Origin of the sequence: Dyadobacter sp. BHUBP1 (assembly GCF_050587785.1) — a bacterium.
GTDB lineage: Bacteria > Bacteroidota > Bacteroidia > Cytophagales > Spirosomataceae > Dyadobacter.
Window position 1 is genome coordinate 1,010,882 of record NZ_JBOBIH010000001.1, and the last position, 24,702, is coordinate 1,035,583.

Annotated in this window: 20 protein-coding genes; 4 read left to right on the forward strand and 16 right to left on the reverse strand. The window is 49.3% G+C overall.

Annotation, left to right across the window (positions count from 1 at the left end):
- Window positions 1-7: 7 nt before the first annotated feature.
- Both ACQ4MZ_RS04210 and ACQ4MZ_RS04215 read right to left on the reverse strand, forming a co-directional pair.
- The gene (locus ACQ4MZ_RS04210) at window positions 8-607 is read right to left on the reverse strand and encodes a gluconate 2-dehydrogenase subunit 3 family protein (RefSeq protein WP_430843263.1); all 600 of its coding nucleotides are present in this window, start codon (window positions 605-607) and stop codon (window positions 8-10) included.
- A gap of 226 nt (window positions 608-833) precedes the next feature.
- Window positions 834-1,889, reverse strand: a complete 1,056-nt coding sequence (locus ACQ4MZ_RS04215; protein WP_430843803.1) for an acyl transferase — start codon at window positions 1,887-1,889, stop codon at window positions 834-836.
- Window positions 1,890-1,940: 51 nt separating this feature from the next.
- On the opposite strand from ACQ4MZ_RS04215, the gene ACQ4MZ_RS04220 reads away from it, so the two are divergent.
- Window positions 1,941-2,495, forward strand: coding sequence for a hypothetical protein (locus ACQ4MZ_RS04220; protein WP_430843265.1), 555 nt, complete (start codon window positions 1,941-1,943; stop codon window positions 2,493-2,495).
- Between the two features lie 4 nt (window positions 2,496-2,499).
- Here the strand turns inward: ACQ4MZ_RS04220 and ACQ4MZ_RS04225 are convergent, their stop codons facing one another.
- Window positions 2,500-3,783: a sensor histidine kinase gene (locus ACQ4MZ_RS04225; RefSeq protein WP_430843267.1), complete on the reverse strand. Its 1,284-nt coding sequence runs from the start codon at window positions 3,781-3,783 to the stop codon at window positions 2,500-2,502.
- 273 nt (window positions 3,784-4,056) lie between these two features.
- Here ACQ4MZ_RS04225 and hemA point away from each other — a divergent pair, with 273 nt between their 5' ends.
- A complete protein-coding gene (hemA, locus tag ACQ4MZ_RS04230; protein ID WP_430843269.1) occupies window positions 4,057-5,316 on the forward strand; it encodes a glutamyl-tRNA reductase in 1,260 nt (419 codons plus the stop codon).
- A gap of 261 nt (window positions 5,317-5,577) precedes the next feature.
- On the opposite strand, the gene ACQ4MZ_RS04235 is transcribed toward hemA, so the two are convergent.
- The 10 genes from ACQ4MZ_RS04235 to ACQ4MZ_RS04280 all read right to left on the reverse strand — a co-directional run bounded on the left by ACQ4MZ_RS04235 (window position 5,578) and on the right by ACQ4MZ_RS04280 (window position 16,174).
- Complete coding sequence (locus ACQ4MZ_RS04235) at window positions 5,578-7,368, reverse strand: ABC transporter ATP-binding protein (RefSeq protein WP_430843271.1); 1,791 nt, start codon at window positions 7,366-7,368, stop codon at window positions 5,578-5,580.
- A gap of 50 nt (window positions 7,369-7,418) precedes the next feature.
- Window positions 7,419-8,756, reverse strand: a complete 1,338-nt coding sequence (locus ACQ4MZ_RS04240; RefSeq protein WP_430843273.1) for a DEAD/DEAH box helicase — start codon at window positions 8,754-8,756, stop codon at window positions 7,419-7,421.
- A gap of 69 nt (window positions 8,757-8,825) precedes the next feature.
- Window positions 8,826-9,368, reverse strand: a complete 543-nt coding sequence (locus ACQ4MZ_RS04245) for a hypothetical protein (RefSeq protein ID WP_430843275.1) — start codon at window positions 9,366-9,368, stop codon at window positions 8,826-8,828.
- A gap of 105 nt (window positions 9,369-9,473) precedes the next feature.
- Window positions 9,474-10,871: an ArnT family glycosyltransferase gene (locus ACQ4MZ_RS04250; RefSeq protein ID WP_430843277.1), complete on the reverse strand. Its 1,398-nt coding sequence runs from the start codon at window positions 10,869-10,871 to the stop codon at window positions 9,474-9,476.
- Window positions 10,872-10,958: 87 nt separating this feature from the next.
- Window positions 10,959-11,600, reverse strand: a complete 642-nt coding sequence (locus ACQ4MZ_RS04255; protein WP_430843279.1) for a porin family protein — start codon at window positions 11,598-11,600, stop codon at window positions 10,959-10,961.
- Window positions 11,601-11,804: 204 nt separating this feature from the next.
- On the reverse strand, window positions 11,805-12,860 hold the full coding sequence (locus ACQ4MZ_RS04260; protein WP_430843281.1) for a hypothetical protein: 1,056 nt from the start codon (window positions 12,858-12,860) through the stop codon (window positions 11,805-11,807).
- A 24-nt stretch (window positions 12,861-12,884) separates the two neighbouring features.
- Window positions 12,885-13,799 carry a hypothetical protein gene (locus ACQ4MZ_RS04265; protein ID WP_430843283.1) on the reverse strand — a complete coding sequence of 305 codons (915 nt, stop codon included), beginning with the start codon at window positions 13,797-13,799 and terminating at the stop codon, window positions 12,885-12,887.
- A gap of 5 nt (window positions 13,800-13,804) precedes the next feature.
- Complete coding sequence (locus tag ACQ4MZ_RS04270) at window positions 13,805-14,374, reverse strand: phosphoribosylglycinamide formyltransferase (protein ID WP_430843285.1); 570 nt, start codon at window positions 14,372-14,374, stop codon at window positions 13,805-13,807.
- A 133-nt stretch (window positions 14,375-14,507) separates the two neighbouring features.
- Window positions 14,508-15,203: a TapB family protein gene (locus tag ACQ4MZ_RS04275; RefSeq protein ID WP_430843286.1), complete on the reverse strand. Its 696-nt coding sequence runs from the start codon at window positions 15,201-15,203 to the stop codon at window positions 14,508-14,510.
- 89 nt (window positions 15,204-15,292) lie between these two features.
- On the reverse strand, window positions 15,293-16,174 hold the full coding sequence (locus tag ACQ4MZ_RS04280) for a geranylgeranylglycerol-phosphate geranylgeranyltransferase (RefSeq protein WP_430843288.1): 882 nt from the start codon (window positions 16,172-16,174) through the stop codon (window positions 15,293-15,295).
- Between the two features lie 181 nt (window positions 16,175-16,355).
- Between ACQ4MZ_RS04280 and bshA the strand changes: the two genes are divergently transcribed.
- Together bshA and ACQ4MZ_RS04290 are read left to right on the forward strand one after the other, a co-directional pair.
- Complete coding sequence (gene bshA, locus ACQ4MZ_RS04285; protein WP_106598535.1) at window positions 16,356-17,498, forward strand: N-acetyl-alpha-D-glucosaminyl L-malate synthase BshA; 1,143 nt, start codon at window positions 16,356-16,358, stop codon at window positions 17,496-17,498.
- Between the two features lie 127 nt (window positions 17,499-17,625).
- Window positions 17,626-17,883: a DUF4834 family protein gene (locus tag ACQ4MZ_RS04290; RefSeq protein WP_430843291.1), complete on the forward strand. Its 258-nt coding sequence runs from the start codon at window positions 17,626-17,628 to the stop codon at window positions 17,881-17,883.
- Between the two features lie 103 nt (window positions 17,884-17,986).
- Here ACQ4MZ_RS04290 and carB read toward each other — a convergent pair whose 3' ends face one another.
- The 3 genes from carB to ACQ4MZ_RS04305 form a co-directional block, all read right to left on the reverse strand.
- Complete coding sequence (carB, locus tag ACQ4MZ_RS04295) at window positions 17,987-20,830, reverse strand: carbamoyl-phosphate synthase large subunit (protein WP_430843293.1); 2,844 nt, start codon at window positions 20,828-20,830, stop codon at window positions 17,987-17,989.
- A gap of 209 nt (window positions 20,831-21,039) precedes the next feature.
- Complete coding sequence (locus ACQ4MZ_RS04300; RefSeq protein ID WP_430843295.1) at window positions 21,040-22,875, reverse strand: hypothetical protein; 1,836 nt, start codon at window positions 22,873-22,875, stop codon at window positions 21,040-21,042.
- 62 nt (window positions 22,876-22,937) lie between these two features.
- Window positions 22,938-24,617 (reverse strand): hypothetical protein, encoded by a 1,680-nt coding sequence (locus ACQ4MZ_RS04305; RefSeq protein WP_430843297.1) that lies wholly within the window; start codon window positions 24,615-24,617, stop codon window positions 22,938-22,940.
- Window positions 24,618-24,702: the final 85 nt, after the last annotated feature.

Consider the following 24,702-nt stretch of genomic DNA (forward strand, 5'->3'; position numbering starts at 1 on the left):
TTTGGGATTACATTGCCCAGTTTTTCTGGCCTGGTTTCAGGTCGATGCAGCCGTCGTAACGACCCGGAACGGCAACGTATTCGAGCGCCTGGGTAGCGCCCGGTTCGGATGTGAAGTAGCCCAGAAGTGTCAACTCTTTCATCAGGCGGAAGAAGGGCACACCGGCGTCGGTGTATTCCTTCCCTGCTTCGGTATATTTTTTCTTTTCCTCCCCTGCCTTCGCGAGCTCATCTTTCGCGCTGGCTTCCATTTCTTTCAGGATTTTGGTTTGTTCTTCCGGTTTTGCTTTCAGAAAATCCTTTTTCTCCAACTCTGCCAAGCCCTTGTTAAAGCTTTCCTGATCTTTCGCCGCGTAGCAGTCTTTCAGCATCATTTCAATAAACTCGCCCACTTTGGCATCCTTTGCCCCCGGGGTGTCCGTTTTGGGAATGATAATTTCAGCCACCTCCGAAACAAGCGCCTTACGGTCCATGGAGAACGGGAAAGTCATTGCAGAGGCGGTCTCCGTGGAAGATTTACAGCCTTCCAGAAAAGCCAGCATGGTGGGCGCGGAGAGTGTGCCACCCATTAATAGTGCCACACGACCAAGGGCATCACGTCTTTTCATCTTATATACTAATATAGGTTAACAATCCAAAGTGAAATTCCGCATTCGATAAATGCAATTTTGAACAGCCTGCTAATTTATGAAATATTCTGACTCATATGTTGGTTAGAATGATTCTATATAGGTGCCAGGGCTGTATCAGGCTATTTTAGAGGGTAGTCGGAGGGATTAAATTTATATTAAAATGTAACCGCGAGGCTATGCGCAGCACGGTCATTTTAACGATTCAGAGTACCATTAAATTGCAGCCCCGGATGTCCGAGTTGTCGAAGCGGCCCATGACGTAGAAGGTCCCTGCTTTTTCCCCGAAGCGCCCAAGATCCTGGGTTTCGATGAAAGAGCATGTATCCAGGTTGGCCAGGTCGATGACATTGATGCCGCCGGTTTTCGAAGAACCGAGGTTGTGGTCGCTGATCGCAAACGGATCGTTGATGTCCCGCAACAGCACGCGCATCGTGTATCCCGGCACGAACAAGCCCCCGCCATGCGAGTAGCCTTGTGAAAGGAGTTCGGTCATACCATATTCGGAATGGATTGCCGGCACGCCGAAGCTGGCGGTAAGGATATCGTGGACCTCTTCCCTGAGCAGTTCTTTCCGCCGGCCCTTCATCCCTCCTGTATCCATAACCGTGAAATGTTCGATATTTTGCAAAAATGAAAGGTCAAAACTGCTTTCTGCGAGGTCCAGCAATGCGAACGTAACGCCCAGCAGCAGAACGCCTTTGCCATCGGGATTGTCGGCGAGGTGGCGTAGCACATGCAGCATTTCGCCCGTGTTATTAAGGTAAAAGCCCGAATACTCGGATTCGCTCTCCTCAATAAAATGCTGCATCATATACACGAGTGAAGAATTGTTTCGTTCAAGGTATGACGGTAGCAGCGCCAGGATATGAAAGCGGTTCGGATCGCCATAGTTATGCTGAAAAATACGATAGGAAACTGCTTTGTAAAGCGGCTCGTCGTAAAGATAATGATGGCTGGTAGTCTGACCGGTTGTTCCGCTGCTCTGGAAAATAACTGACGCGTCGGAAGATTGCCCCGTAGCGACGCGATGATTCTTGAAAAACTGGATTGGAAGGAAAGGAATTTGGGTCAAATCGGTGATGCGTGCCGGCTCAACGCCCAGGTGCCGGATATACTCCCTGTAAACGGGATTATACTCAGCCTGAAAGCGGAAAACCCTGAGCGCAAGCGACTCAAAATCGGCCGGTTCGAAGGTCACGATCTGCTCCCGGAGCCCAGCCCGTATTTCGGCAATCGATTTATTGTTTTGAAGTTCCAATCCTCTTACTTTCGTAGATACTAAAAAAGCAAAGTTAAAAATAGAACTCATATGAAGCTGCAAGTTTCCCTGTTCATACTATTGGCGTTTGCATCAGCAAGATGCGTCGATATCCCCGATTTCAGTGATACGCCGGTGATTTACTATAACGGCATTTCACAGGATACGCAGATCGACAGTGTCAATGGTGCTCCGTCGGGGGAAACGGAAGTTGTAACCATAACGATTGATTTTGAAGATGGCGATGGAGACCTGGGGGCTACCAATGCGGAAGTACAGGATACTGTGGGTTTTACCAAGCAATATAAGAATGCACCCGGCTGGAATCTGGAAGGTAACTACGAGTTGATAACGATGATTAAGCAAAAAAACGGTTCCTGGTCCGAAAGCATTCTCGACGGCGATAAATTCAAATTTTTTCCCAGATTGAAACTGGATGGAAAGGCGGGCCCGATCAAGGGGAAGCTCGACCTGAATGCCCGTTTCCTCAAGTCGCGTAGCACCGTGCCCACCACAGTGAAGTACAAAGTCAGGATTATCGATCGTGCACTTAGGGTCAGCAACCAGATCACGACAGACACCGTGGTAGTACCGCTTCTGCCATAATCATCTAAGATTCTTCCACAATATCGGCATTCAGGATGATCCTGAATGTCGTTCCTTTTCCTACCTCAGAGCTTTTGACGAAGAGCTTGCCGGCGTGGTAGTTTTCGATAATCCTCTTGGCAAGTGTTAGTCCCAAACCCCAGCCACGTTTCTTGGTGCTGAAACCGGGATTGAAGATTTTGCTGGCCTGCGCTTTGGTCATACCCTTGCCGGTATCGGCAATGTCGATCCAGATTTCCTTCGCGCGCGGAGGCGCCTGGAGTGTAACGTGGATCTCGCCTACACCGCTCATCGCATCCACCGCATTCTTGCAGATATTCTCGATCACCCACTCAAACAGGTTCTTGTTCAGCAGGGTAGTTTGCTCTTCGGCAAGCTGGTTATGGACTTCGAATTTTACTTTGGAAGAAACCCGTTTTTCGAGGTAGTTGATAAAATGGGTCACAATATCAGCGATAGGCTCCTGCCGGAGGGTTGGAATGGACCCGATGTTTGAAAAGCGGGTCGTGATCATTTCAAGCCGTATTACGTCTTTTTCAATTTCTTCGGCAATGGACGGATCTATCGTAGGGTCGCTGCGGAAGTACTCCACCCAGGCCATGAGCGAGGAAAGCGGCGTGCCCAACTGGTGGGCCGTTTCTTTCGCCAGGCCGACCCAAACCCGGTTCTGTTCGGCTTTCCGTGCCGAACTGAATGCGAGATAGGCCAGATAGCCGATCAGGAGCATGACGGAAAGCTGTAAAAATGGGTAGTAACGAAGCTGAGTAAGCAAAAACGAGTTGCTGTAATAGATTTTCCCCGCCCGGCCTTTACCCAGCTCTACTGGAATGGGCGGATGTTCGAGTTTCATTTCTTCCAGCTTTTCCTGGATAATGCGTTCGCGCTCCTGGCGACTAACCTTGGCAGGGAATTTAATGTTCTTGTTGGGGTTCGGGATGTTGTTCTCATCCACGTAAATGGCCGGGATCTGGTAGAAATTCACGGCATCCTCAATGACCTGGTAAATCACGTTGAAATTCTCGTCCAGCGGGCTGTTCACGACATAGCGTAGCCCTTCTGCATAAAGTTGAACTTCCCTTTCCTCGCGCTCTTCCAGCTCCTCTACCAGTTTGTCGGTGTAAAACAACGAACCAATACTCAGAATGAGCAGGATAATCCCGATCACGTATTTATAAAAGCTTTTCTGGTCATAAGTATCCATCAACGAACGGCGCAGGCGCTGGCTGTTCAGGATGGCTACAGGGTGCAGCTTGAAACGTGGTTTTTCTTTTGGGGTTTCGCTGATCATTCCGGGTCGGGCACAATAATCCCGATGTTAATGTTATAGTTTACAAATAACGCAAATAATTTAAGCTTAGTGGCTTCACGACCGTTTTTCATCACCCTCACGGGTCAGTTGTGAATATGACGAGGATCATGTTTTCCGACCGTTCCAGGGGTGAAATTTGTATGACTTATGGCAGTTTTATTTAAATGCTTTCTAAATAAGTGAACGGTCATAGTTCCACATTTATATTATGATTTTTGTACAGTATTTTTGTGAATCGAATTAGACCAAGTGATGTATAACCAGTTCAAATCAGTCAGTTTATCACATCGGAATGCTCCTCTTGCTATCAGGGAACAGCTTGCATTGAATGAGGCGGAAGCAAAGAGCATGATGCTTCGTCTTAAAGATTTTTTCGATATCTCCGACGTTCTTGCCGTCTCCACCTGCAATCGCACTGAAATATATTACTCCTCCGCCAACGACCTTAACGAAGACATTATCAAGCTTTTGTTGATCGAAAAAGGGGTTGAAGATGTAGAAAGTTTCAAAGCCTATTTTGAGCAGTTTTCGGAAGGTGACGCTGCGGTGCAGCACCTGTTCCACGTAGCCACGGGCTTACAGTCACAAGTGGTAGGAGATATGCAGATCCCGAACCAGATCAAGCATGCATATCAATGGTCGGCCGACCTCAATATGGCCGGGCCGTTTTTGCACCGCCTGCTGCACACGATATTTTTTGCTAACAAACGCGTAGCGCAGGAAACATTTTTCCGCGATGGCGCTGCTTCTGTTTCCTATGCAGCCGTAGAATTGCTCGAAGGGCTGATGCCAAACCCCAAGATTCTCGTAGTAGGATTGGGCGAGATCGGAACGGATGTGTGCCGCAACCTTTCGCAGAATACTAATGCGGAAGTAACGCTCCTCAACAGAACCCGCAGCAAGGCCGAAGCACTCGGTGCAGAGCTGGGCTTCCGGGTAGCGGATTTTGCAGATATTGAAACCGAAATTTCCAATGCCGACATTATCGTATCGTCCATCCAGCGCGAAGAGCCATTCTTCACGAAGGAAATGATGGTGCGTCTTCGTGGCATGTCATTCAAATATTTTATCGACCTTTCGGTACCACGCAGCGTATCGCCGGAAGTGGAAGAAGTGCCGGGGGTGATGCTTTACACGATCGATTCGATTCGCTCGAAAGCCGACGAAGCATTGCAGCGCCGCCTGGATTCTGTTCCGCATGTGGAGGAGATCATCAACGAAGCGGTGTTGGAATTCAATGACTGGTCCCGCGAGATGATCGTTTCTCCGACAATCCAGAAACTGAAAGGGGCACTCGAACAGATCCGCAAAGAGGAGTTGGGGCGCTTTACGAAGAACCTCACTGAATCGGAGCTGGAAAAAGTGGAACGCATTACCACCAGCATGATGCAGAAAATACTCAAACTGCCGGTACTTCAATTGAAAGCCGCTTGCAAAAGAGGAGAAGCCGAAACGCTGATCGACGTATTGAACGACCTGTTCAATCTGGAGAAAGAGAAAGAAAGCCATTAATATCACATAGACCTCTTCCAATATCATACTCCCGGACCACACTCCGGGATTTTTTTATGTTCAAAAAAGAGAGGGTGACATTTGCCACCCTCTCTATGTATTACCTTACCCTCCACAATAATTAAATTGTATCTTCAAATCCGCACCGGCGTCGAACGTTGTACTGAACGGTTTTGGATTGATTGTTCCTCGGTATGAAACGACATACGATTGGAAGGATGTCTTTAGATCACTGATCCCAGAAAATATTTTTAAAAATTTTCAATCCTGGTCGCGGCTCATGGTTTCGAGCATCTTTCCGAGGTTCAGGCTTCTGGCGGAAGCATTAAAAATCTGTCTGTAAACACCATTCTGCTCATACAAATCCTCATGTTTGCCGGATTCGACGATCTGCCCCTTTTTCATGACATAAATCTGATCGGAATCGAGAATTTGTGCGAGGCTATGTGAAATGATGACGACCGTCCGGTTTCTCTTGATCGCGTCGAGGCTATTTTTGATCTGCTCGGTGGCAATGGCGTCGAGACTGGCGGTAGGCTCGTCGAGGAAAATAATGGGTGGATTTTTGAGAAAAAGGCGCGCAATGGCAATGCGTTGCTGCTGGCCTCCCGAAAGCAGTTGCGCGTCCGTTTCATATCCGCCGGGCAGTTCCATAATCTGTTCATGCAAATAGGCACTTTTGGACGCTTCCACGAGCTCGTTCCAAGAGGCGTCGGGCTTGCCGTACCAGATGTTTTCCGCAATGGAGCCTTTGAAAATGTGGTTCTTTTGAAGCACCATACCAATCGCATTTCGGAGTGAGGACAGGTCGTAGGATTTCAGCGGTCGCCCGTCGAGCAGGATCTCGCCCGTATCTTGCGCATAAAAGCCTACGAGCAGGTTGATCAGCGTACTTTTGCCGGCACCTGACAGGCCCACCAATGCGGTGGTCTGCCCCGATTTGATCTCCATATCGATACCTGATAATGCTTTCGTTCCATTAGGGTAGGCAAATGAAACGTTGCGGAGATGGTAATCGCCGTGAAACTGTGCTTTCACTGTTTTGCCACTTGTTTCCACGGAGTCGTTCGCGTCGAGAATATCGAAGAAGCCTTCGGAATAGGTAAGTGCGTCGTTCATCTCGTCGTAAATGCGGTGCAGCTGACGAATAGGGGCGGAGACGTTATTGAACAGCAAAATATGGAACATGATCGCGCCGATGGACATTTGCTGGTCGAGCACCAGGTAGGCCGTCAGAATAATGATCAATACTACGCCGATTTGCTCGATAAAGCTCTTGATGCCGTCGTAAGTGAAGTTAGTCTTCCGCGTTTTGAGCTGAGAATCCATTAACTCCATTTGTAGCCGATACTGTTTTTCACCTTCCAGCTTCTCGCGCACAAAGGATTTGATCACAATCACCGACTCGATCAGGTTGATCAGCCCGTTGCTTTTGTTCTCACGCTGCCGTTTCAATTTGCGGCGAACGCCCTGCAACTGACCGGCCTGCTTGTAGCTTACCCAGAAATAAACCGGCAGAATGGCCAATGCAATGCAGCCGACATAGAAATTGGCCGAGAACATAATGCCCAGCGCGACAACCGCATTGGCAAATAATGGCAGAATGTCGATAAAAAAGTTCTGGATCAGTTTTGTAAGACTTTCCGCACCACGATCAATGCGGGTTTGCAGCTTGCCTTTCTGATTATCGTTGTCGCTGAAAAACGCAAGATTGTAAGTCAGAATGCGGTTGACGGCATTCTGAGCCAGATCGCTGGAGACTTTAATACGGATTTTTTCACCAAAATACCGCTGTCCGAAAACGATGAAAGTATTCACAATTTCTTTCACGAACAGTATCGCCGTGATTTGTAACAGCAGCTCCTTGCCTTGCAGGATGCCCCAATGCTTGTCGAGCATCGATTGCACCGTGTCAACAGTATAGCGGAGCACCCAGGGGTTTACCTGTGCGGTGATGGCACCGAGTAGGGTAAGGAATAATGCGAACGCAATTTGCCGGTGGTACGGCTGTACGAAAGGACGCAGTCTTTGAAAAATTTGCCAGATATTCATGCAGGATCAACACGAAATCCTGCAAAATGATTTGAATATCTGGCGCTTGACTATTTCCTGGGTTTTTTGCCCGAACGTTTGATAGGCCGGCCGTATTTGGCCATTTTTTCCTTCGCATGATCGCGGCGGATATTAACCTTCTGATTTTTAGCCTTCTTTTCGTGAAATGCCGGGCCGACATCCTCGCGTTTAGGACGTTTCAGCTCGATGTTTTTCATGAAAACTTTGGGCTCTTCGTCGGGCGTCAGTACCTCCGAAATCTTCAAACCTTCGGGCAATGGAAGAATAGGTATTTCAAAATCCATTAATTCTTCGATCTGTTCTTGAAATGGCTTCTCTCGCTCCGTAATGAAGGAAATGGCAATACCTTTCTGGTCAGCCCTACCGGTGCGACCTATCCGGTGAATATAGTTTTCAGGAACTTCGGGAATGTCGAAATTGAATACGTGCGATACTTCGGCCACATCGAGCCCGCGGGCGATAATGTCGGTTGCGATCAGGATGCGGTAATTACCGGCATGGAACTGTCGGATCGTGTTGAAGCGGTGGTTTTGGTCCTTGTTGGAATGGATCACCCCGATTTTGTTCATATAACCGAGTTCCAGCTGACCGTAGAGCTGGTCGGCGAGCTTTTTGGTGGCCACAAAAATCAGGACTTTATTCATTTCCTCGTGCCGGTCAAGCAGGAGGTCGAGCAAGTTTACTTTGGTGTAAAAATTAGGTACCTCGTATGCCTGCTGCTCGATATTTTCGAGCGGCGTACCCACCGGGGCGGCTTCAATGCGTACCGGATCATTGAAATAGGTCTTCATCAGCGCTTCCACTTCCTGGGTGATGGTCGCTGAAAAAAGCAGGTTCTGGCGCCGTTGGGGCAGCAAATCGAGGATATTTTTCAGTTGCGGACGAAAACCGAGGTTCAGCATTTCATCCACCTCGTCGATCACCAGCTTTTTAATGTTTTTGCTTTTCAAAGAGCCATTCAGTGCCAGATCGTACAAGCGGCCCGGTGTGGCCACCACTATATCGGCACCTTCATGAAGCTCCGCCATTTGCACTTTGATATTTCCTCCTCCGTACACGCCCACGGCTTGCAATGTCGTGTAAGCCGCTAGCTTTCGGACTTCCTCCAACACTTGCACCACGAGCTCGCGTGTAGGCACGAGGATCAATAGCTGCGGAAGGCGATCTTTGGCATATTCAATCTGCCGGAGTGTAGGTAACAAATAGGCGAAAGTCTTGCCGGTACCGGTTTGGGCGATGCCGCATACATCCTTTCCGGACATCATAACCGAAAAGACCTTGTGCTGGATCGTGGTAGGGGTGGTATAGCCCGCTTCTGAAAGCGCTTTCAGAAGCGGTTTAGAGAGATTTAAATCTTCAAAAGTCATAATGCATTTCGTAAAAGACTACAAAGGTACGGCTAATCGCTATGAACGCATTATGCCAGCCGGTTTTATCTATTCATGCGTGGAATGGGCCGCGCGACGAAATAGCAATGCAGACCCGGCAAACAGCCACGCGAAACAGGCATGTAATGCGAAAACGGCCGCCAGGCCATTGGCGAATGCAGGTACTCCGATCAGCCAGGCGACCAGCGGTACTAATAACATGGCAAATGCCGTCGCAGACAATGTGTGCGACATACCCATTGGGTCGAGGCGGGCGATGATCGCGCCCGTCATACCCACTAGCAATACGCCGAAATACATCATATTGGCAGGATTGTCGCCCAGAATACCTCCGACGGCTACGTTCATCCAACCCAGTAGCAGGACGGCGGTAATGGCCAGTCCGAATGCCAGCTGGTAGGCGCGGTTACCTATTTTTTTCATAATAATGAGTTCGTATGCGATACGTGTGCCTCCAAGTATAAGCGCAGCTGTGAGCACGAAAATCCCCGGTTTCCAGTGCCACAAGGCGAGGGATGTCAAGAGCAGGGGGACGAGCAAAATGACGGCAACGACATGCCAGCGCGATAATCTGGTGTTGATAGTTTGCATAGGACAAGTGATCGTTTAAGTTTTTGAATTCAAATATATAAAAGTACTTTGTATTTCAAAGTGAAATTGGCCAGGAATATATGACTATTCTTTTTATCGCTTAGTTTACAATTTGATCAACACTTTGGATTGTACATACGAAGCCCTGGTATTGGGATCCAGAAAGCGGAAATCGAGGATTCTTCTGGGATATTCCTCGCAGCTTCCCAGGATTTGCAGATCAGGGCGGATGGCCTTGAATTCTCCCACGAAGTTCTGGTGCGTGTAAACCAGGCAATTCTTCATGCCGACAAGTTTTCTAAAATCATCCATTTCGGTCACCTGCGTACCCGAGTAAAAGCGCAGGCTGTAAGGTGTCCCTGCCTGGTAACTGAACAGCCGTTCCTGTGAGGCGCCATTGGCCCTGGCGATAATGCCGAGCTTGGCGGGGGCCTGGTACTCGTAGATGTTAGGATAAAAATAGGTAGTCAGCACGATGTTAGCCCCGATCGCGAATACCACACAACCGACAATGAGCTTGTTACGGACTGAAGAGAAGAAGATCAGCCAGGTAAGGATACTGAGGAGTGCCATGAAATGGACCAGACCATAATAATTATCAGCCGGGAATGTGAACCACACCAGGCAAAACAGCAGCGCGAGCGCGGCATATGCGGCCACAGCGTGTACATATGCCAGGAGGCCCGAGAATGTTTCCGGGGCATTTTGGAGGCGACGGATGATATAGATTGCCGTAACCACCGCTGCTACGGGATAGGCCATATACACGTCAAAAGTGGCCCTGAATGGGTTGAGATAGCTGAAAATAAAAGGCATGATGATTGCGAGAAGGCAAATCAGTTGATGCCTTTCGTCCTTACCCTGATCGGGGAAAATAACCCTCTGGGTGAGGTCGATCATTGCCAGGATGAAGAAGATCGTCCATGGGGAGAATGTTACCAGCAACGTCAACAGTGGGTCGACAGGCCATTCGTTGGTGCTGTCGGGGAACGTATTTTTAACCCATACTAAACCCGCGGTACCGATGAGGGAAAGCAGCAGGCTGATCATTTTCCGGTTTTCGAGGTAGGCGGTGAGTTGCCAAATTGCAAAAACAAAGCACGCCGCCAGGTAACTGGAATCGCCTAGTTCATTATTGACCAGGAATGTGGCTTGCGACGTACCCAATATCAGCACGGAAAGGGTGGCCGGCTCCGCACCCGCAAGCGCACGGGTGAAACGGTAAGTACAAAAAAGGCTGAAAAGGATTGCCAGAAAGCCGGGAATGTGCAGCGATAACTGATTGATCCCGAAAAGCCGCATGGCGGCTACGGAGAATGAAATGACGGGCGTTGAGATGCCCGTCTGTTCGTTTAAACGGCCATTCTTTACCGCTTCGGCAGAGATTGCGGCTATTTGGGCAGATAAATCTTCGGGAATCAGCATCAGCCAGCCGATCATCCAGATCAGCAAGGCGGTTCCCAGGCCCCATTTGGTAATTTTCAGCAAATCCTTTTGAAGCATAGGCAGTGTGCGTTAAAACTTACCGGTAGGGAAAGTAAAGAAGGGCACTCAAATTTGGATGCCCTTCTGTTCATGGATTATAGTGTGTCAGCGCGTACGTAGCCTTCCGGTATGTTTGTTGTAGGTGCCGAGCGGGAAGCTCAGCCCCACATTGATTCCCCAGTTGTTGTTGCGAACCTTAGAATTGTCGAGTCTGGTTACATCGAGCAACCCTACGCCATACCGTACATCGAAATTCAGCCATATCTTCTCTTGCAGGCGGTAGTTCAATCCACCGCCAAAGGTAAGGCCAAGGTCGAACGGAGCGTAAATTCGGTTGTTGGAATCTCCATTGATGTTGTTCCCGTTCTTATCCCTTGCGCCAACCAGGAAGTTGAGGTTGGGACCAAGAAAAATCTTAGGGCGTAAACGGTCACCGTAACGCCCGAAAAAGAAAGTAGCCAACAATGGGGCCTGGATGTAGTTTAGGTTAATTTCATTGGTTTTGTTGTTGATTTGCGCGCCGAGCTGTGTAAAAAGCAGCTGTCCGCTGAAACCGAAGCCTGATTCGGAGCTGTAATTGTAGAAGCCGCCAATGGTCAATCCGGGTTTCCAGTCGGTGTTCGAAACATCGCCGCGGAAATTGGCAATCGATAAGCCTACCAGCGGGCCGATGGAAACGTTTTCCTGAGCTTGTGCCCGCGAGCTACAAAACACGACTGCGAGCAACAAAAAAATGCAATTTTTCATCTAAATGTGAGTTTGGGTGCGTCAATCCCGCTAAACACAAATTATATGCCACTGGTGCATTTTGCGCCTCCTTTCGCTTAACCAGCTAAACACTAGCATTGTGTACAGCCATATTTATAAAATCACATTTATCCGAATGGTGAATATCGTGGAAAAACATCTACGCATTGTATACGTTTCCCGCAAAGAACGGGCGTTTTCCGGCTATTCATCCGAATCTTTTTCCGGCTGATTGGGGATTTGGAAGGGTTTGAGATAGGCTTTGAGCTGCGATGGAACGAGCCAGTGCCTGTACACCCGCTTAATATTCTTGATTTCAGCCTTCAACTCGTTGATATTGGCATTGAATTTCGCAATAACGGTGATCCGGGAATTGGCGTGCTGATAGGGGAGGCCGCAAATGGCCGATATCCTCTGCTGGATCGCAATTTTCTGCTGATTCAGCTCTTCTATCTGCTGCCGCAGAATTTTGTTGTAATAGCTCAGTTGATCTTTGTTGAGATTTTCAAGGCCGGTTCGGTCGGTTTGTTCGAGTTCCATTTGCAGTTTCAGCAGGTCGAGCAGATTGTTGGCCTGATAGGCCTTCGTAATGCGCTGCATAGTCTCAGTTTTACGCAGTTTTTCAGCCTCATCGGTTTCCCGATCGGGATGGAAGGTTTTTACGAGTTCCATGTAGACGCTCCGCACGGATTTTGTAGTCTTTGCCTGCTGCGCTTCCCGCGTCCGCTGGTCCAGACGCTGCTCCCTTCTTTCCGCTTTAATGCGTTGCTGCTCTTCCTCCGGCAGTTCATGAAATGATACTTCGGGCTCAGGTTCATATTCACTTTCCAGCAAAAAAGCCGGGTCTTTGATGCGGGAGACTTCTCTCATTCGCTCTTCTTCGAGCAATACGTCGATGTTCACCGGGCTGTATTTGTTAAAAACAGGTTTCAGCTCGGACAGTGCGTGGTTTTTGATGAGGTCGTAGGCATTCTCGGTAATCAGGAAGGCCAGTTTGGTTTGATAGGCTTTCCGGAAATGCTCCGCCTCGTAGGTCCGGTCCCACAGGTTGACAATATCGGCCCGATAGCCCTGGTATTCCCGCACGAGCGGATCCAGGTCGGATGGCATTCGCCGCAGCATTTCGTCATACGCCTGTCGAAGGTCGGCAATCTGGCGGTCGAGCGCCTCGATGGTGTCGGAAAGCAGGTTAAACTCCTTTTGTTTCTTGTTGAGTGGCTTGTCTTGCTCGGGAATATGCAGAATGGCGGTGTCAGTCATGATCGATAAACAGCGCTCGCGGGATTACAGGTTCAGTTCCTGGTAGGAAATGAGCACAATGGCCGCCACTGCAAGTATCAGCCCCCACTTATTCAGTGTATTGAGGCGCTCCTTGTACAATGCCCAGGCGGCAAGGGCTGAGACGAGCATGGTCAGGATATTATAGATCGGGAAAACATAAGCTGCGCTATTTCCGAACGCGGCAAGTGCGAGTAAAAGGAAATAGAGTGATAAAAAGTTGGGTACGCCGAGTAGAAGCCCTCCGACGACGCTGCGGAGTTTTAGTGAATGACCATACGCAATGATGCGGTAAACGAGGATCGAAGTGCCGATCACTACCGCGCCAAAGCATGCGATGATCATAAAAACAGTGATTTGCCCGGCAGGATAGTACTTGGAGGACAAGAAGTTGATCAGTGTATTGTTGGTGCCGGTTGCAAAGAATGTCAATATCGGTAAAATCCATAATGCCTGCTTCGCGGCTTGTCCCGTATTGGCAGCATCGGACGATCTGGGCGAACGCTGGATCGCCCCTAACGCCAGTGCCACCAGCGCAAGCACGAGCCCGAGGTAGTTGAGCGGGGTAAAGTCCTTGTTGTTATTCCTGAAAACAAAAAGCCCGAACAGCACCGGGATCACCAACGACATATTACCTGCCAGCGACGTGGCTGTCACACTCACTTTTTGCGCAGTAAGCCCGATGAGCATAAATGCTATGACAAACATCGCTCCAAGTGCCATAGTAAGGATCGTTCCCTCCGATGCCCACTGCACTTTCGTGAACAGGCCTAGGTCGGGCGTCAGAACCAGGCCGGTAAGCACGCAGGAGTAATAGTTAAAAACCACGGCGTGGAACGAGTCTACCCGATAGCGCGGATAAGCGCGCATGATCAGGTAGAGCATCACCGTAAAAACAACCGCTAGCAGGAAGAACAGCATGGCGCTTATCTTCCTGTAAGGATTTCGTCGATCACGCGCGGGTAATGCGCGTATTCGAGTGCGTGCACTTTGCGTGCGACGTCCTCGGGCGTGTCGCCGGGCGCGACATCGCACGTAGCCTGGAAAATAATGTCGCCCTCGTCGTAATGCTCGTTCACATAATGGATCGTAATGCCCGATTCGGTATCTCCCGCATTCACCACAGCCTCATGAACGAAATGCCCGTACATACCTTTTCCGCCGTATTTCGGCAGCAACGCCGGGTGGATATTGATCATTTTATTGGGAAATGCTTCCACCAGCACCGGTGGTACAAGCATCATAAAGCCTGCGAGTACAACGAGATCGATCCCTTCGTTTTGGAGGATCTGGGGGATTTTTCCGGTTTGGTAAAAGGTTTTCCGGTCAAAAAACACAACCGGAACCTGTAATTTAAGTGCCCTTTTAATCACTCCGGCCATGGGGTTGTTAGTGAAAATCAGCGACACATCCACGTCGTCGCGGCCCGCGAAATGCTCGCAGATCTTTTCGGCATTGGACCCCGAACCGGAGGCAAAAATGGCAATTCTCTTCATTATTAAGCGTAGTTGATATATAATAGATAAGAAGTTTCTTCGGGAAAATATCCGGGCAAAGCTATAAAAGAACGGCTTGCCGACGAACCGGAAGCCGTTCTTTAAGGAAATGTTAATATAGAGTTGTCTGATATCAATAGATTTTGGAGAGTTCGCTATATCCCATCAGTTTCCCCTTGCGGTACGTCTCGGTTTTCAGGTCCCACACCACTCCGGGAGCGCGATACGAAACGGTTTGCATCTCCATTTTCACGGGAAAGCCCATCACCATTTCCATATTCATATCCGAATTGATCTTGTAAACATCATAGCTTCCCGCCGCGACGGTAAGCTTTTCCTGGCCCGCCACCGTGCGGTTTTTAATAAACATATTGAAAACTACAGGCATCGGCCCTGACTTTCCCTCGCCTTTCACAGCCGCGTCTTTCAACTTGTCGCCAACCGAAAGTTTGGACGGGATCTCGATATTGTCGTAGGTAAACTTCATTTCCATATTCTGAAACGATTTCATCTGCTCCTGGTTGATCATCGAAGCCGCATCAAGCGTGAGTACATTCCCGTCGCATTTTATCTGGTAAGTGTTTTTTAGCTCGGATTTACCTTTCGTATTGAAAGATTCCATGTCAATCGTTACGACAGTGTTGCTGCCTTCTTTGGCTACTTTGGCAATTTTATAGGTGAGCTTGCCGAGCGCCTTGCCTTTGCCGTCATAGTTGTTCATTTCGAATCCTCCTCCTTCTTTAAAGGCAAAACCGGCGCATTCCTGGGCATAGGCCCTCAGACTGAGCATCATCATGCACGCGATGCTCCATAGGATGAACTTTTTCATATTGGTAATAGCGATTTAGTTTGGGGTGACCAAATATAACTTTTCAACCGGTTAATCAAGCGGCATGGAATGTTAAATTAATCGGTGTGTCAGGTCCAGATCATGGTAATCAGCCCGAGCAGCATAATGATCTTGCAAAGGCTGCTGATATCCTTGAAATCACGACGCGTGTCGGCCTGGTACAGGCGAAGCACGAGCAATGCGATCGGGATCAGGAGCAGTAGGAAGAGGAGGGTGAGCAAGTTGTTTTGCAATGCACGCGCCATGACGAAGAGCGTCAGTACAAAAATGATAATAACCGAATAGAGGAATGTTTTGGTCCGGCGGATGCCCCAGATAATCGGTAGCGTACGGCAACCGTGCGCTTCATCGCCGCGAATGTCTTCCATGTCTTTCACTACCTCGCGGATCAGTGAAATGAAAAAGGAAAATACCGCGTAAATGAACACCAAATGCCTGTTGGCGGGGTAGTGCACGGTGAGTATGAGCAATGTAAGCCCCGTTAGCAGCGAAACAATGAAGTTCCCGATGAACGGCAGCCGCTTGTAACGCTCAGAGTAGAACCAGAGCAACGTGATCGAGAATACGTTGATAATGAACACGTACGGGCTGACCACCAGGCCCAGTATCGCACCGACAACATTCAGGACCTGGTGTGCACCCATAGCCCAGCGGCGTTTCAGGTAACGGCCCACCACCACTCTTTCCGGCTTGTTGACGATGTCGATCTTGACGTCGAAATAATCGTTGATAATGTATCCGGCAGCGGCAATGCAAACCGTTGACAGCGAAAGAACGAACATATCAATGTCCGACACGATCGATTTCCATTCATGCCTCGGACCGATGAGTAGGATGCGTGTAAGGTACTGTGTCAGAGCTACAATGACGAGGTTGGTCATGCGCACAAGACGCGCACTCCCGGTTACATAATCCCACGCTGTAATCTTGGGTCTGGCCGACACATTCATGAAGTTTGACGCTGGAAAAAGAAGGTTTAGGCAATAAAATTATTCATTTTATACCATTAACGACAATTCTTCACTTCTTTATCCATTTGTGGGATAAAAAACGCGCATTTGTTGTTAGCTAATTTGTACCGTTGTCCGGACGGTTGTTCATACCGGACATTCAACCATTTGCTGACCTAATATGAAAATTGGTATCGTATGCTATCCTACCTTCGGAGGAAGCGGTGTGGTAGCTACCGAGCTTGGGAAAGCGCTTGCGAAAGCGGGCCACCAGGTTCATTTCATTACCTATTCCCAGCCTCAACGACTGGACTTTTTTAATGAGAACCTCTATTATCATGAAGTAAATATACCTGCGTATCCATTGTTCCAGTACCCGCCTTACGAGTCGGCGCTGTCGAGCGAAATGGTACATGTAGTGGCCAATGCGGGCCTTGATTTACTTCACGTACATTATGCGATCCCGCACGCGTCGTCGGCGTACCTTGCAAAGCAGATCCTCGCTGCGCAGGGCATTCATATTCCGGTGATCACCACCTTGCACGGCACCGACATTACCCTCGTTGGAAAAGATCCTTCGTACGAGCCAGTGGTAACGTTCAGTATCAACCAGTCGGATGGTATTACTGCGGTTTCCGACTCGCTCAGAAAGGATACCTACGATCATTTCAAGATCACCAAGGATATTGAGGTAATCCCCAATTTTATCGACCTCGACCGTTTCAACAGGCAGAAGAAAGATCACTTCAAACTCGCCATTTGTCCTAATAACGAGAAACTGATCGTCCATACCTCCAATTTCAGGAAGGTCAAAAGGATCGACGATGTGATCATGATTTTCGAAAAGCTGCGCAAATTGCTGCCGAGCAAGTTGCTCCTCGTAGGCGACGGCCCCGACCGGATGCGCATCGAACGCCTTTGTAAAGATCTGGATATGCTTTCGGACGTTCGTTTCCTGGGTAAACTCGATGCAATCGAAGAGGTACTTTCCGTAGCCGACCTGTTTCTGATGCCTTCCGAATCTGAAAGCTTCGGGTTGGCTGCCCTGGAAGCATTGGCCTGCGAAGTACCCATCATCACCTCCAATGCAGGTGGTTTGCCCGAGCTGAACGTGCACGGCGTAACCGGCTTCCTGAGCGACGTGGGCGATGTAGAAGACATGGTAAAACACGCTGCCTACATTCTCGACGATGCCAACCTGCCTACCTTTAAAGCGAATGCATTGGCAAGGGCCCGCGAATTCGATGTGGCGAAGATCCTGCCGCATTACGAAGCCTATTACGAACGCGTCGTGGAGAACAGCAAAGCGGTCGATCTTGCATAGGCAACCGTTGGTAAACGGATAGCGCCGCTCAGTTTGCGGTTTCGTCTTTCATGCGGTTTTCCTTATATTCGTGTGCTAATTATGTTAGGTTTACGTTATTGATTGAGGTAAAAAACATTGTTGAAAGATGAAAGTGCTATTTAATATATTATTCATATTCCTGCTCCTGATCGCATTCGTGCCGTTTTTCCGGCGCTTCCTTTTCCACCTGCTTGTGGGCAGGCAGCTGATCAAGCAACAGGAGAAAGCATACCGTGCACAACAGCAGGCCGAGCGTGCCCGCACCAAACCGGGGGGCATCCGGGTTGACAGTGCTCCGCAAAACAACGGCGAGTCGTCGAGGTTCAAAGGGGGGGAGTATGTGGATTATGAAGAAGTGAAGTAGAAGAAATAGAAATAGATATAATGCAATAAGCCCGGAGCGATCCGGGCTTATTTGTTTTGGTATGAAAGTGTTTTACTGCTTGATCACCTTGTAAATGTTATTCTTACCGGCTCAGATACAGATTTCTTTCGCCATAAATTCTCTGAAAGAACTCATCTTCCAAATCCTTAATGAAGTAAATCGCTTCACCGGTCGATTTCATTTCAGGGCCGAGCTCCTTGTTCACATTCGGGAATTTGTTGAATGAGAATACAGGAATCTTGATCGCCCAGCCGTTTTTCTTCGGGTTGAAGTTGAAGTCTTTCACCTTCTTGTCGCCAAGCATCAGCTTGGTCGCGTAGTTCACATAAGGCTCCTCATAGGCCTTGCAAATGAATGGTACCGTGCGGGAAGCGCGAGGGTTAGCCTCGATCACGTACACGACGCCGTCTTTCACCGCGAATTGAACATTAATCAATCCTTTTACATTCATCGCTTTCGCGATTTTGCGGGTATGTTCTTCGATCTGACGGATTTCGTCGGCAGTAAGGTCGAATGGCGGCAATGCAGCGTGAGAGTCGCCCGAGTGGATACCCGCAGGCTCGATATGCTCCATGACACCGATGATGTAAGAGTCCTCGCCGTCGCAGATTGCATCGGCTTCTGCTTCCAATGCGCCTTCGAGGAAGTGGTCGAGGAGAATGTTGTTGTCCGGAATATCTTGCAGGATTTTCACCACATGTTGTTCCAGCTCCTTCTCGTTGATCACAATTTTCATGCTCTGTCCACCCAAAACGTAGCTTGGACGAACCAACAGCGGGAAGCCCAGCGTGCGTGAAAGTTCAACGGCAGCGTCGGAAGTCCGTACGGTTCCGAATTTCGGATAAGGAATGCCGAGCTCTTCGAGCAGCGACGAGAACCGTCCACGGTCTTCCGCCCAGTCGAGCGAGTGGAAGTCGGTACCGATGATTTTTACACCGTACTTTTCCAGTTTCTCAGCCATTTTCAGGGCAGTCTGACCACCCAGCTGCACAATCACACCCTCTGGTTTTTCGTGCTCGATAATGTCGAAAACGTGCTCCCAGAAAACAGGTTCGAAGTACAGTTTGTCGGAAATATCCGGGTCGGTCGAAACGGTTTCAGGGTTACAGTTCACCATGATCGTTTCGTAACCTGCCTCTTTCGCGGCCAGTACCCCGTGTACGCAGGAGTAGTCGAACTCGATACCCTGGCCGATACGGTTAGGTCCTGAGCCCAGTACCATCACTTTCTTGCGGTTGCTGACAATCGACTCGTTATCAGGGAATTCCTGGGAGGTATTGAAAGTAGAGTAGTAGTAAGGCGTTTTAGCTTCGAACTCGGCCGCACAAGTGTCAACGCATTTGTATACACGCTTGATACCCAGTGCTTTCCGACGATCGTAGACTTTGCTTTCCTTAGTACCAAGCAAATGTGCAATCTGACGGTCGGCGTAACCTTTCTGTTTTGCTGTCAAAAGGAGTTCTTTCGGCAGGTCTTCCAGGTCGTATTTCTCGATTTCGTGTTCCAGTTCGATCAACTCTTCGATCTGACGGAGGAACCACGCATCTATTTTAGTCAGGTTCTGGATCGTTTTGAACGACAGACCTATTTTGAATGCATCATAAATGTGGAACAGGCGGTCCCAGCTCGGATGTGCCAGGCTGTGCTTGATAGCTTCCTGGTCGCGGAGCTCGCGACCGTCGGCGCCCAGGCCGTTGCGGCGGATTTCCAGCGATTGACAAGCCTTTTGCAATGCCTCCTGGAAGTTACGTCCGATACCCATCGCTTCTCCCACCGACTTCATCTGAAGTCCCAGTGAGCGATCGGCGCCTTTGAATTTATCGAAGTTCCAGCGCGGAACTTTCACGATCACGTAGTCGATCGAAGGCTCGAAGAATGCGGAAGTGCTGCCGGTGATCGGGTTGATAAGCTCATCGAGATCGTAACCGATCGCCATTTTCGCGGCAATTTTCGCGATAGGGTAACCCGTCGCTTTCGAAGCCAATGCCGATGAACGGGATACACGCGGGTTGATTTCGATCGCGATGATCTTGTCGTCCGCGGGGTTCACCGAGAACTGTACATTACACCCACCCGCAAACTTGCCGATACCATTCATCATTTTGATCGAAAGGTCGCGCATTTGCTGGTATAATGTGTCCGGAAGTGTCATCGCAGGTGCCACGGTGATACTATCGCCGGTGTGCACACCCATCGGGTCAAAGTTCTCGATCGAACAGATGATGATGAAGTTACCCTTGCTGTCGCGAAGCAATTCAAGTTCGTATTCTTTCCAGCCCATTACACTTTGCTCCACCAATACTTCATGTACAGGCGATGCGTGCAAGCCGTAGTTGAGCGCTTTGTCGAAATCTTCTTCTTTTTCCACAAATCCACCGCCAGTACCGCCGAGGGTAAATGAAGGACGGATTACCAACGGGAAGCCGATCTCCTGTGCGATTTCTTTTCCTTCGAGGAAAGAGCGGGCTGTGCGGCCCTGGCACACGTTTACGCCTAGTTCGAGCATTTTCAGACGGAATTTCTCCCGGTCCTCGGTCGTTTCAATCGCTTTGATATCCACCCCGATAATATCCACGTCATACTTTTTCCAGATACCTGCCTTATCGCAATCGATCGCCAGGTTCAGCGCCGTTTGGCCTCCCATGGTGGGAAGTACCGCATCGATGGGCCTGCCCATCGCCTTGTGTTTTTCCAGAATCTCAACGATGTACTTTTTTTCGAGTGGCAACAGGTACACATGATCTGCGCTGATAGGGTCAGTCATGATGGTTGCAGGATTGGAGTTGATCAGAACTACCTCAATCCCCTCTTCGCGTAGTGAACGGGCTGCCTGAGAGCCAGAATAGTCAAACTCGCACGCTTGACCGATGACGATGGGGCCTGAACCGATAATCAGAACGGATTTGATACTCGTATTTTTGGGCACAGTAAATGGTAATTTGTAGAAATGAAGGAAATACTTGAACAACTTTTGGCAGTTGCCTGACGATTTTGAGCAGGGGTACGTCCAAAAATTCCACAAAGTTAATTCTCATATCCGAAAAAGGACAGGAAGTGGGTTGAAATAACTGTAAAATTTTGAAATCAGATCATTAATGACCAAGTAATCAGATAGTTGTGGAAGTGATTTGTTCGCTACTGAAACGGCGCAATGGCCGGTGCGGAGATGTCGAAGTCGCGCAGGCGCAGGGGAACGTTGCCCGAAGCAGCAAAACGAGTAGGTGAGGAAAGCTCGGGAATATTGACGTAATACCCGAAGCGTATTTGAAGGGTGTTGAAGGTAAGATTTTCGTTCCGGAGCCGCAAGCCCAGCCCATAACCCTGGTATAGCGGGCTTTTCCAGAGATGCGGCACGCCATTGACGAGACCTAAATCCGCGAACACAAAATAGGCGATACGGAATCCCAAAAGACTCTTGTCGGAGAAGAATACGGTTTCCGTTCCGATGGTCAGCTTCTTGGTACCGATCAGCCGGTCATTGTTAATGCCGCGGATGCCTCTGTCGCCGCTGATATTAAGATAATCCAGCGGGTCCCTGTTGATGCCTTTCGCAAACCTGATGTTGACAAACTGCCGGAAAAAGCTGTACCGGAATGGGATCAAATTGCTGATGTAGGTAACCTCTCCATTGATAACCCCCTGCTGGGCCACACCGTTTTTGGAATAGGTGCCCAAATTGGCCAGCCCGTAGAAATAGCCCAGGTTATGAGGCAGGTATTTGCCTGTCGCGAATTGAAGGCCGCCGTAGCCACGCGCGCCGTACTCCGTGTTCTCGCGCCCGATCGTGAGCGCGAACAAGCTACCCACCGGAACGTCCTCTGTCCGTCCGAAGCCGTAAATCAAAACGTCGCGCTTATAGTTCCGGTTGGAGAAGCCCAGGCTGACGAGCGTCGCAGTGCGGTTCCAGTAATTCTTATTGAGGTTCGGGGCTACCTCAGGGCGTTCGTCGTAATTGTATTTGTTGTGCCTGAATGCCGTCACGATCCGGGAGTTCTGGGCCAGCTTACTGTCGGGAAAGGGGAATTTGAATGCCCGCCCGATCCAGAAATCGTAGTATTTGTAATCGGTCAGCAGGAGGGTAAGCGAGTCTTTCGATTGCAATTCCCGCTTGATCTGCCTTGTATTGTAATGACCTATTTCCAAAGCACCCGCGTACTTTGTCTCGGTTGTAATAAACCGGCGGTTGAACCGGATGGATTGTTCTTGCAGGTCGCGCTCGAAGATCAGGCTGGCTTGGGCAGTGATGAAAGTTTTACCAATATAAGGGACTGTGTAAATGGCACGGAACTGAAACTTTCGCACGGAGTCCCTCGAATCCCAGCGAATAGCCGTTCGCTGGGAATGCGTCGTTCCCCGCACGTTGATGTTTTCAAGTCCTATGCCGAATTTATTGAACGAACTGAAGCTCCCCGAGAAATTGAGCGACCACGAATCCTGAATGAGCACGATAATGTCCGCCATCCAGGTCACATCCTTTCGGGGAATGACAATGATACGCGCATCGACGAACATCCGGTTGGAGCGTAAAAGACGTTCGGTATCTTTCAGCACATGCGCCTGGATATCGTCGCCCTCCGAAAACAGCAGGAAAGATTTCCGGATAATACCTTCCCGTGTGTTGGTATGGACACTTTTACTTAAAAACCTTTCAAGCTGGTTGCCTTTCCGGGTGGTATCATAAACCGATTCGCCCAGGATATTCAGCTGTCGGATGTAGATTTTCCGGATTACCATGCCTTCGTAGGGCGTGAACGGGTTAGTTTCAATCTCCTTGACCTCGGTTACCTTGCCCTGGTTGTACACATCCCTGAATAGCAGCCGGTAAACCGCCCGCGAGAACTTGGTTTTGGACATCCGGGCTTTGAGATTGGTGTACCGGATACTGTCGCGGCTGTGCACTTCCAGGCTGTCGGGGTTTTGTGCCGACGCGCAGAAGGAAAGCATCAGAAACAACAGCAAATATTTGCACATGGGCTATCCGGATTCCAAATCAACTGTTTCTTAACGCAAACGCACCAATGCGAGGTATAAAACTACTGGCTGTTGACCTCGATCAGCGCCTTGGCCGTCTTTTCCGTTTCGCTTGGTGCCGGGGCATTTTTGGTGGCGAACTTGCCGTTTGGCCGGATAATGGAAAATGTCGCGAAATCCAGCGGATTGAGACGGAACAGCAGGTCCATCGCCTGACTATCGTTTACTGACATGTGAATGCCTTTTAACCTGTGCCGCACAATGTATTGCCGCAGCAAAGCATCCGAAACCGTATAATTTTCGGTTGAAAAGTGCACGAACAGGAAGACGATATCTTCCGGCAGCCTGGCTTGCAACGTCGGGATGAAATCCAGTTCCTCGCGGCTCTTGGCATCCTCGATATTCCACTTGACGAGGTAGATTGTTTTTCCTTTCAGTCCATCGACAATCCCGTTGAACCAGGAAGTACCGCGGTCGTTGGAAGCGCTGAGGTAATAGCCGGGCAATGCCTCGACCGGTGCGGTACGTGCATTTTTGAAATCCACCAGCTTGCGGATATCTGCGCTGTCCTTCACTTCGAGCTGAACGATCTCGTCGAGCGATTGCCTGAACTGCGGTATGCCGGTCCGGGATTGAATGTGCTTATTGAGTAACAACTGCTGCTGATAGGTGTATTTGTAAAGGTTTTTGGCGAGGTAGCGGACTTTGAGAAACTCGGTGGCGGTGCTGTCGAACAAATCCCCGTAAATGCGGCTCTCTCGCTCGTAGTTGAAAAGCAGGTTCAACACCATTTCATTGCGGGCAAAAAGCTTGTTCATGAAATCGAGCTCACCTTTTTCGGCCAGGCCGTTCGATGCGATCTGGTTCAGGTGCTGGCGGTCGTCCGCAGAAAGGCTTTTGGAATTGTCGCGGATCAGCGCTGCCATTAATTTCACCGGCAATGAATTGGTTCTGCTGGGGTTGTCGAATTTTTTTCCTTCTACCAACTGGTCGGCGTAGTTGCCGAACCGGTTGGCCCAAATCACCCGCTGTCCGGTCAACGGTGCCCGGTCGAGGCGTTTAAGGCTGTCGAGCAGCGCCTTGCTGACCTGATACTGATTGCTCAATGCGTGTTCATACAAAATCTGCAACTGTTCCTCGTCCGTAACCGATTTGACCCAATTATACAAAACAGGCGATGTTACTGTACTTTGCGTAGCCGCTTTGACTGATCCGAGCCGCAGTTCACCGCGGCTCTCGGCGATAAAGCGGGCGTCGGACGGGCTTTTCTCCCAAAATGTTTTGAAAAAATCGGTCCCCAGTGTCCTGCTGCTGTTCAAACGCTGGTTTTCCGCGGCCAGATATAAAGGATATTGATTGTTGGCGTCTGCATTGGCTCCTGCGAAATAGAACAGCTTTTTAGCTCTGCCAATAGAATCTCCATCGAAAGTAATTTCGACGGTCCCGGGCGATCCGAGAAAAGTAGTGAACGCTTTTCCACCGTAATCCATATAAATTTCTTCCTGCGGGAAAAGCATAGGAAGAGAAACGCGGAAAGTCCCGTCAGCCTGTAAATCGGCCTGTTTGCTCAGTTCCGATTGGGGTTGCAGGATATTGTTTCGTGAAAAGGTGATAAACGGAGCCTGACGGTAAAGCCGTCCGTTGAGGTTATTGATCCGACCCTTGATAATAAGTGAGTCGGTGACTGCGAGTGCTGATTGCAAAGAGCCGAGAAAGAGGGCCGTCAGTATGATGAAGCGCATGCGGGTGATCATTAAAATTTAGTAACGAAAAATAACGAGGCTTTTTCATGCTACCAAATATGCGTGATTATTTGCCCGAATGCAC

Coding starts and splice junctions, on each gene's coding strand:
- ACQ4MZ_RS04305 (WP_430843297.1), bottom strand. CDS start 24,617: ATGCGCTTCATCATACTGACGGCCCTCTTTCTCGGCTCTTTGCAATCA.
- hemA (WP_430843269.1), top strand. CDS start 4,057: ATGTATAACCAGTTCAAATCAGTCAGTTTATCACATCGGAATGCTCCT.
- ACQ4MZ_RS04210 (WP_430843263.1), bottom strand. CDS start 607: ATGAAAAGACGTGATGCCCTTGGTCGTGTGGCACTATTAATGGGTGGC.
- ACQ4MZ_RS04275 (WP_430843286.1), bottom strand. CDS start 15,203: ATGAAAAAGTTCATCCTATGGAGCATCGCGTGCATGATGATGCTCAGT.
- ACQ4MZ_RS04235 (WP_430843271.1), bottom strand. CDS start 7,368: ATGAATATCTGGCAAATTTTTCAAAGACTGCGTCCTTTCGTACAGCCG.
- ACQ4MZ_RS04255 (WP_430843279.1), bottom strand. CDS start 11,600: ATGAAAAATTGCATTTTTTTGTTGCTCGCAGTCGTGTTTTGTAGCTCG.
- ACQ4MZ_RS04270 (WP_430843285.1), bottom strand. CDS start 14,374: ATGAAGAGAATTGCCATTTTTGCCTCCGGTTCGGGGTCCAATGCCGAA.
- ACQ4MZ_RS04220 (WP_430843265.1), top strand. CDS start 1,941: ATGAAGCTGCAAGTTTCCCTGTTCATACTATTGGCGTTTGCATCAGCA.
- ACQ4MZ_RS04300 (WP_430843295.1), bottom strand. CDS start 22,875: ATGTGCAAATATTTGCTGTTGTTTCTGATGCTTTCCTTCTGCGCGTCG.
- ACQ4MZ_RS04290 (WP_430843291.1), top strand. CDS start 17,626: ATGAAAGTGCTATTTAATATATTATTCATATTCCTGCTCCTGATCGCA.
- ACQ4MZ_RS04240 (WP_430843273.1), bottom strand. CDS start 8,756: ATGACTTTTGAAGATTTAAATCTCTCTAAACCGCTTCTGAAAGCGCTT.
- ACQ4MZ_RS04250 (WP_430843277.1), bottom strand. CDS start 10,871: ATGCTTCAAAAGGATTTGCTGAAAATTACCAAATGGGGCCTGGGAACC.
- ACQ4MZ_RS04280 (WP_430843288.1), bottom strand. CDS start 16,174: ATGAATGTGTCGGCCAGACCCAAGATTACAGCGTGGGATTATGTAACC.
- bshA (WP_106598535.1), top strand. CDS start 16,356: ATGAAAATTGGTATCGTATGCTATCCTACCTTCGGAGGAAGCGGTGTG.
- ACQ4MZ_RS04225 (WP_430843267.1), bottom strand. CDS start 3,783: ATGATCAGCGAAACCCCAAAAGAAAAACCACGTTTCAAGCTGCACCCT.
- ACQ4MZ_RS04245 (WP_430843275.1), bottom strand. CDS start 9,368: ATGCAAACTATCAACACCAGATTATCGCGCTGGCATGTCGTTGCCGTC.
- ACQ4MZ_RS04265 (WP_430843283.1), bottom strand. CDS start 13,799: ATGCTGTTCTTCCTGCTAGCGGTTGTTTTTACGGTGATGCTCTACCTG.
- ACQ4MZ_RS04260 (WP_430843281.1), bottom strand. CDS start 12,860: ATGACTGACACCGCCATTCTGCATATTCCCGAGCAAGACAAGCCACTC.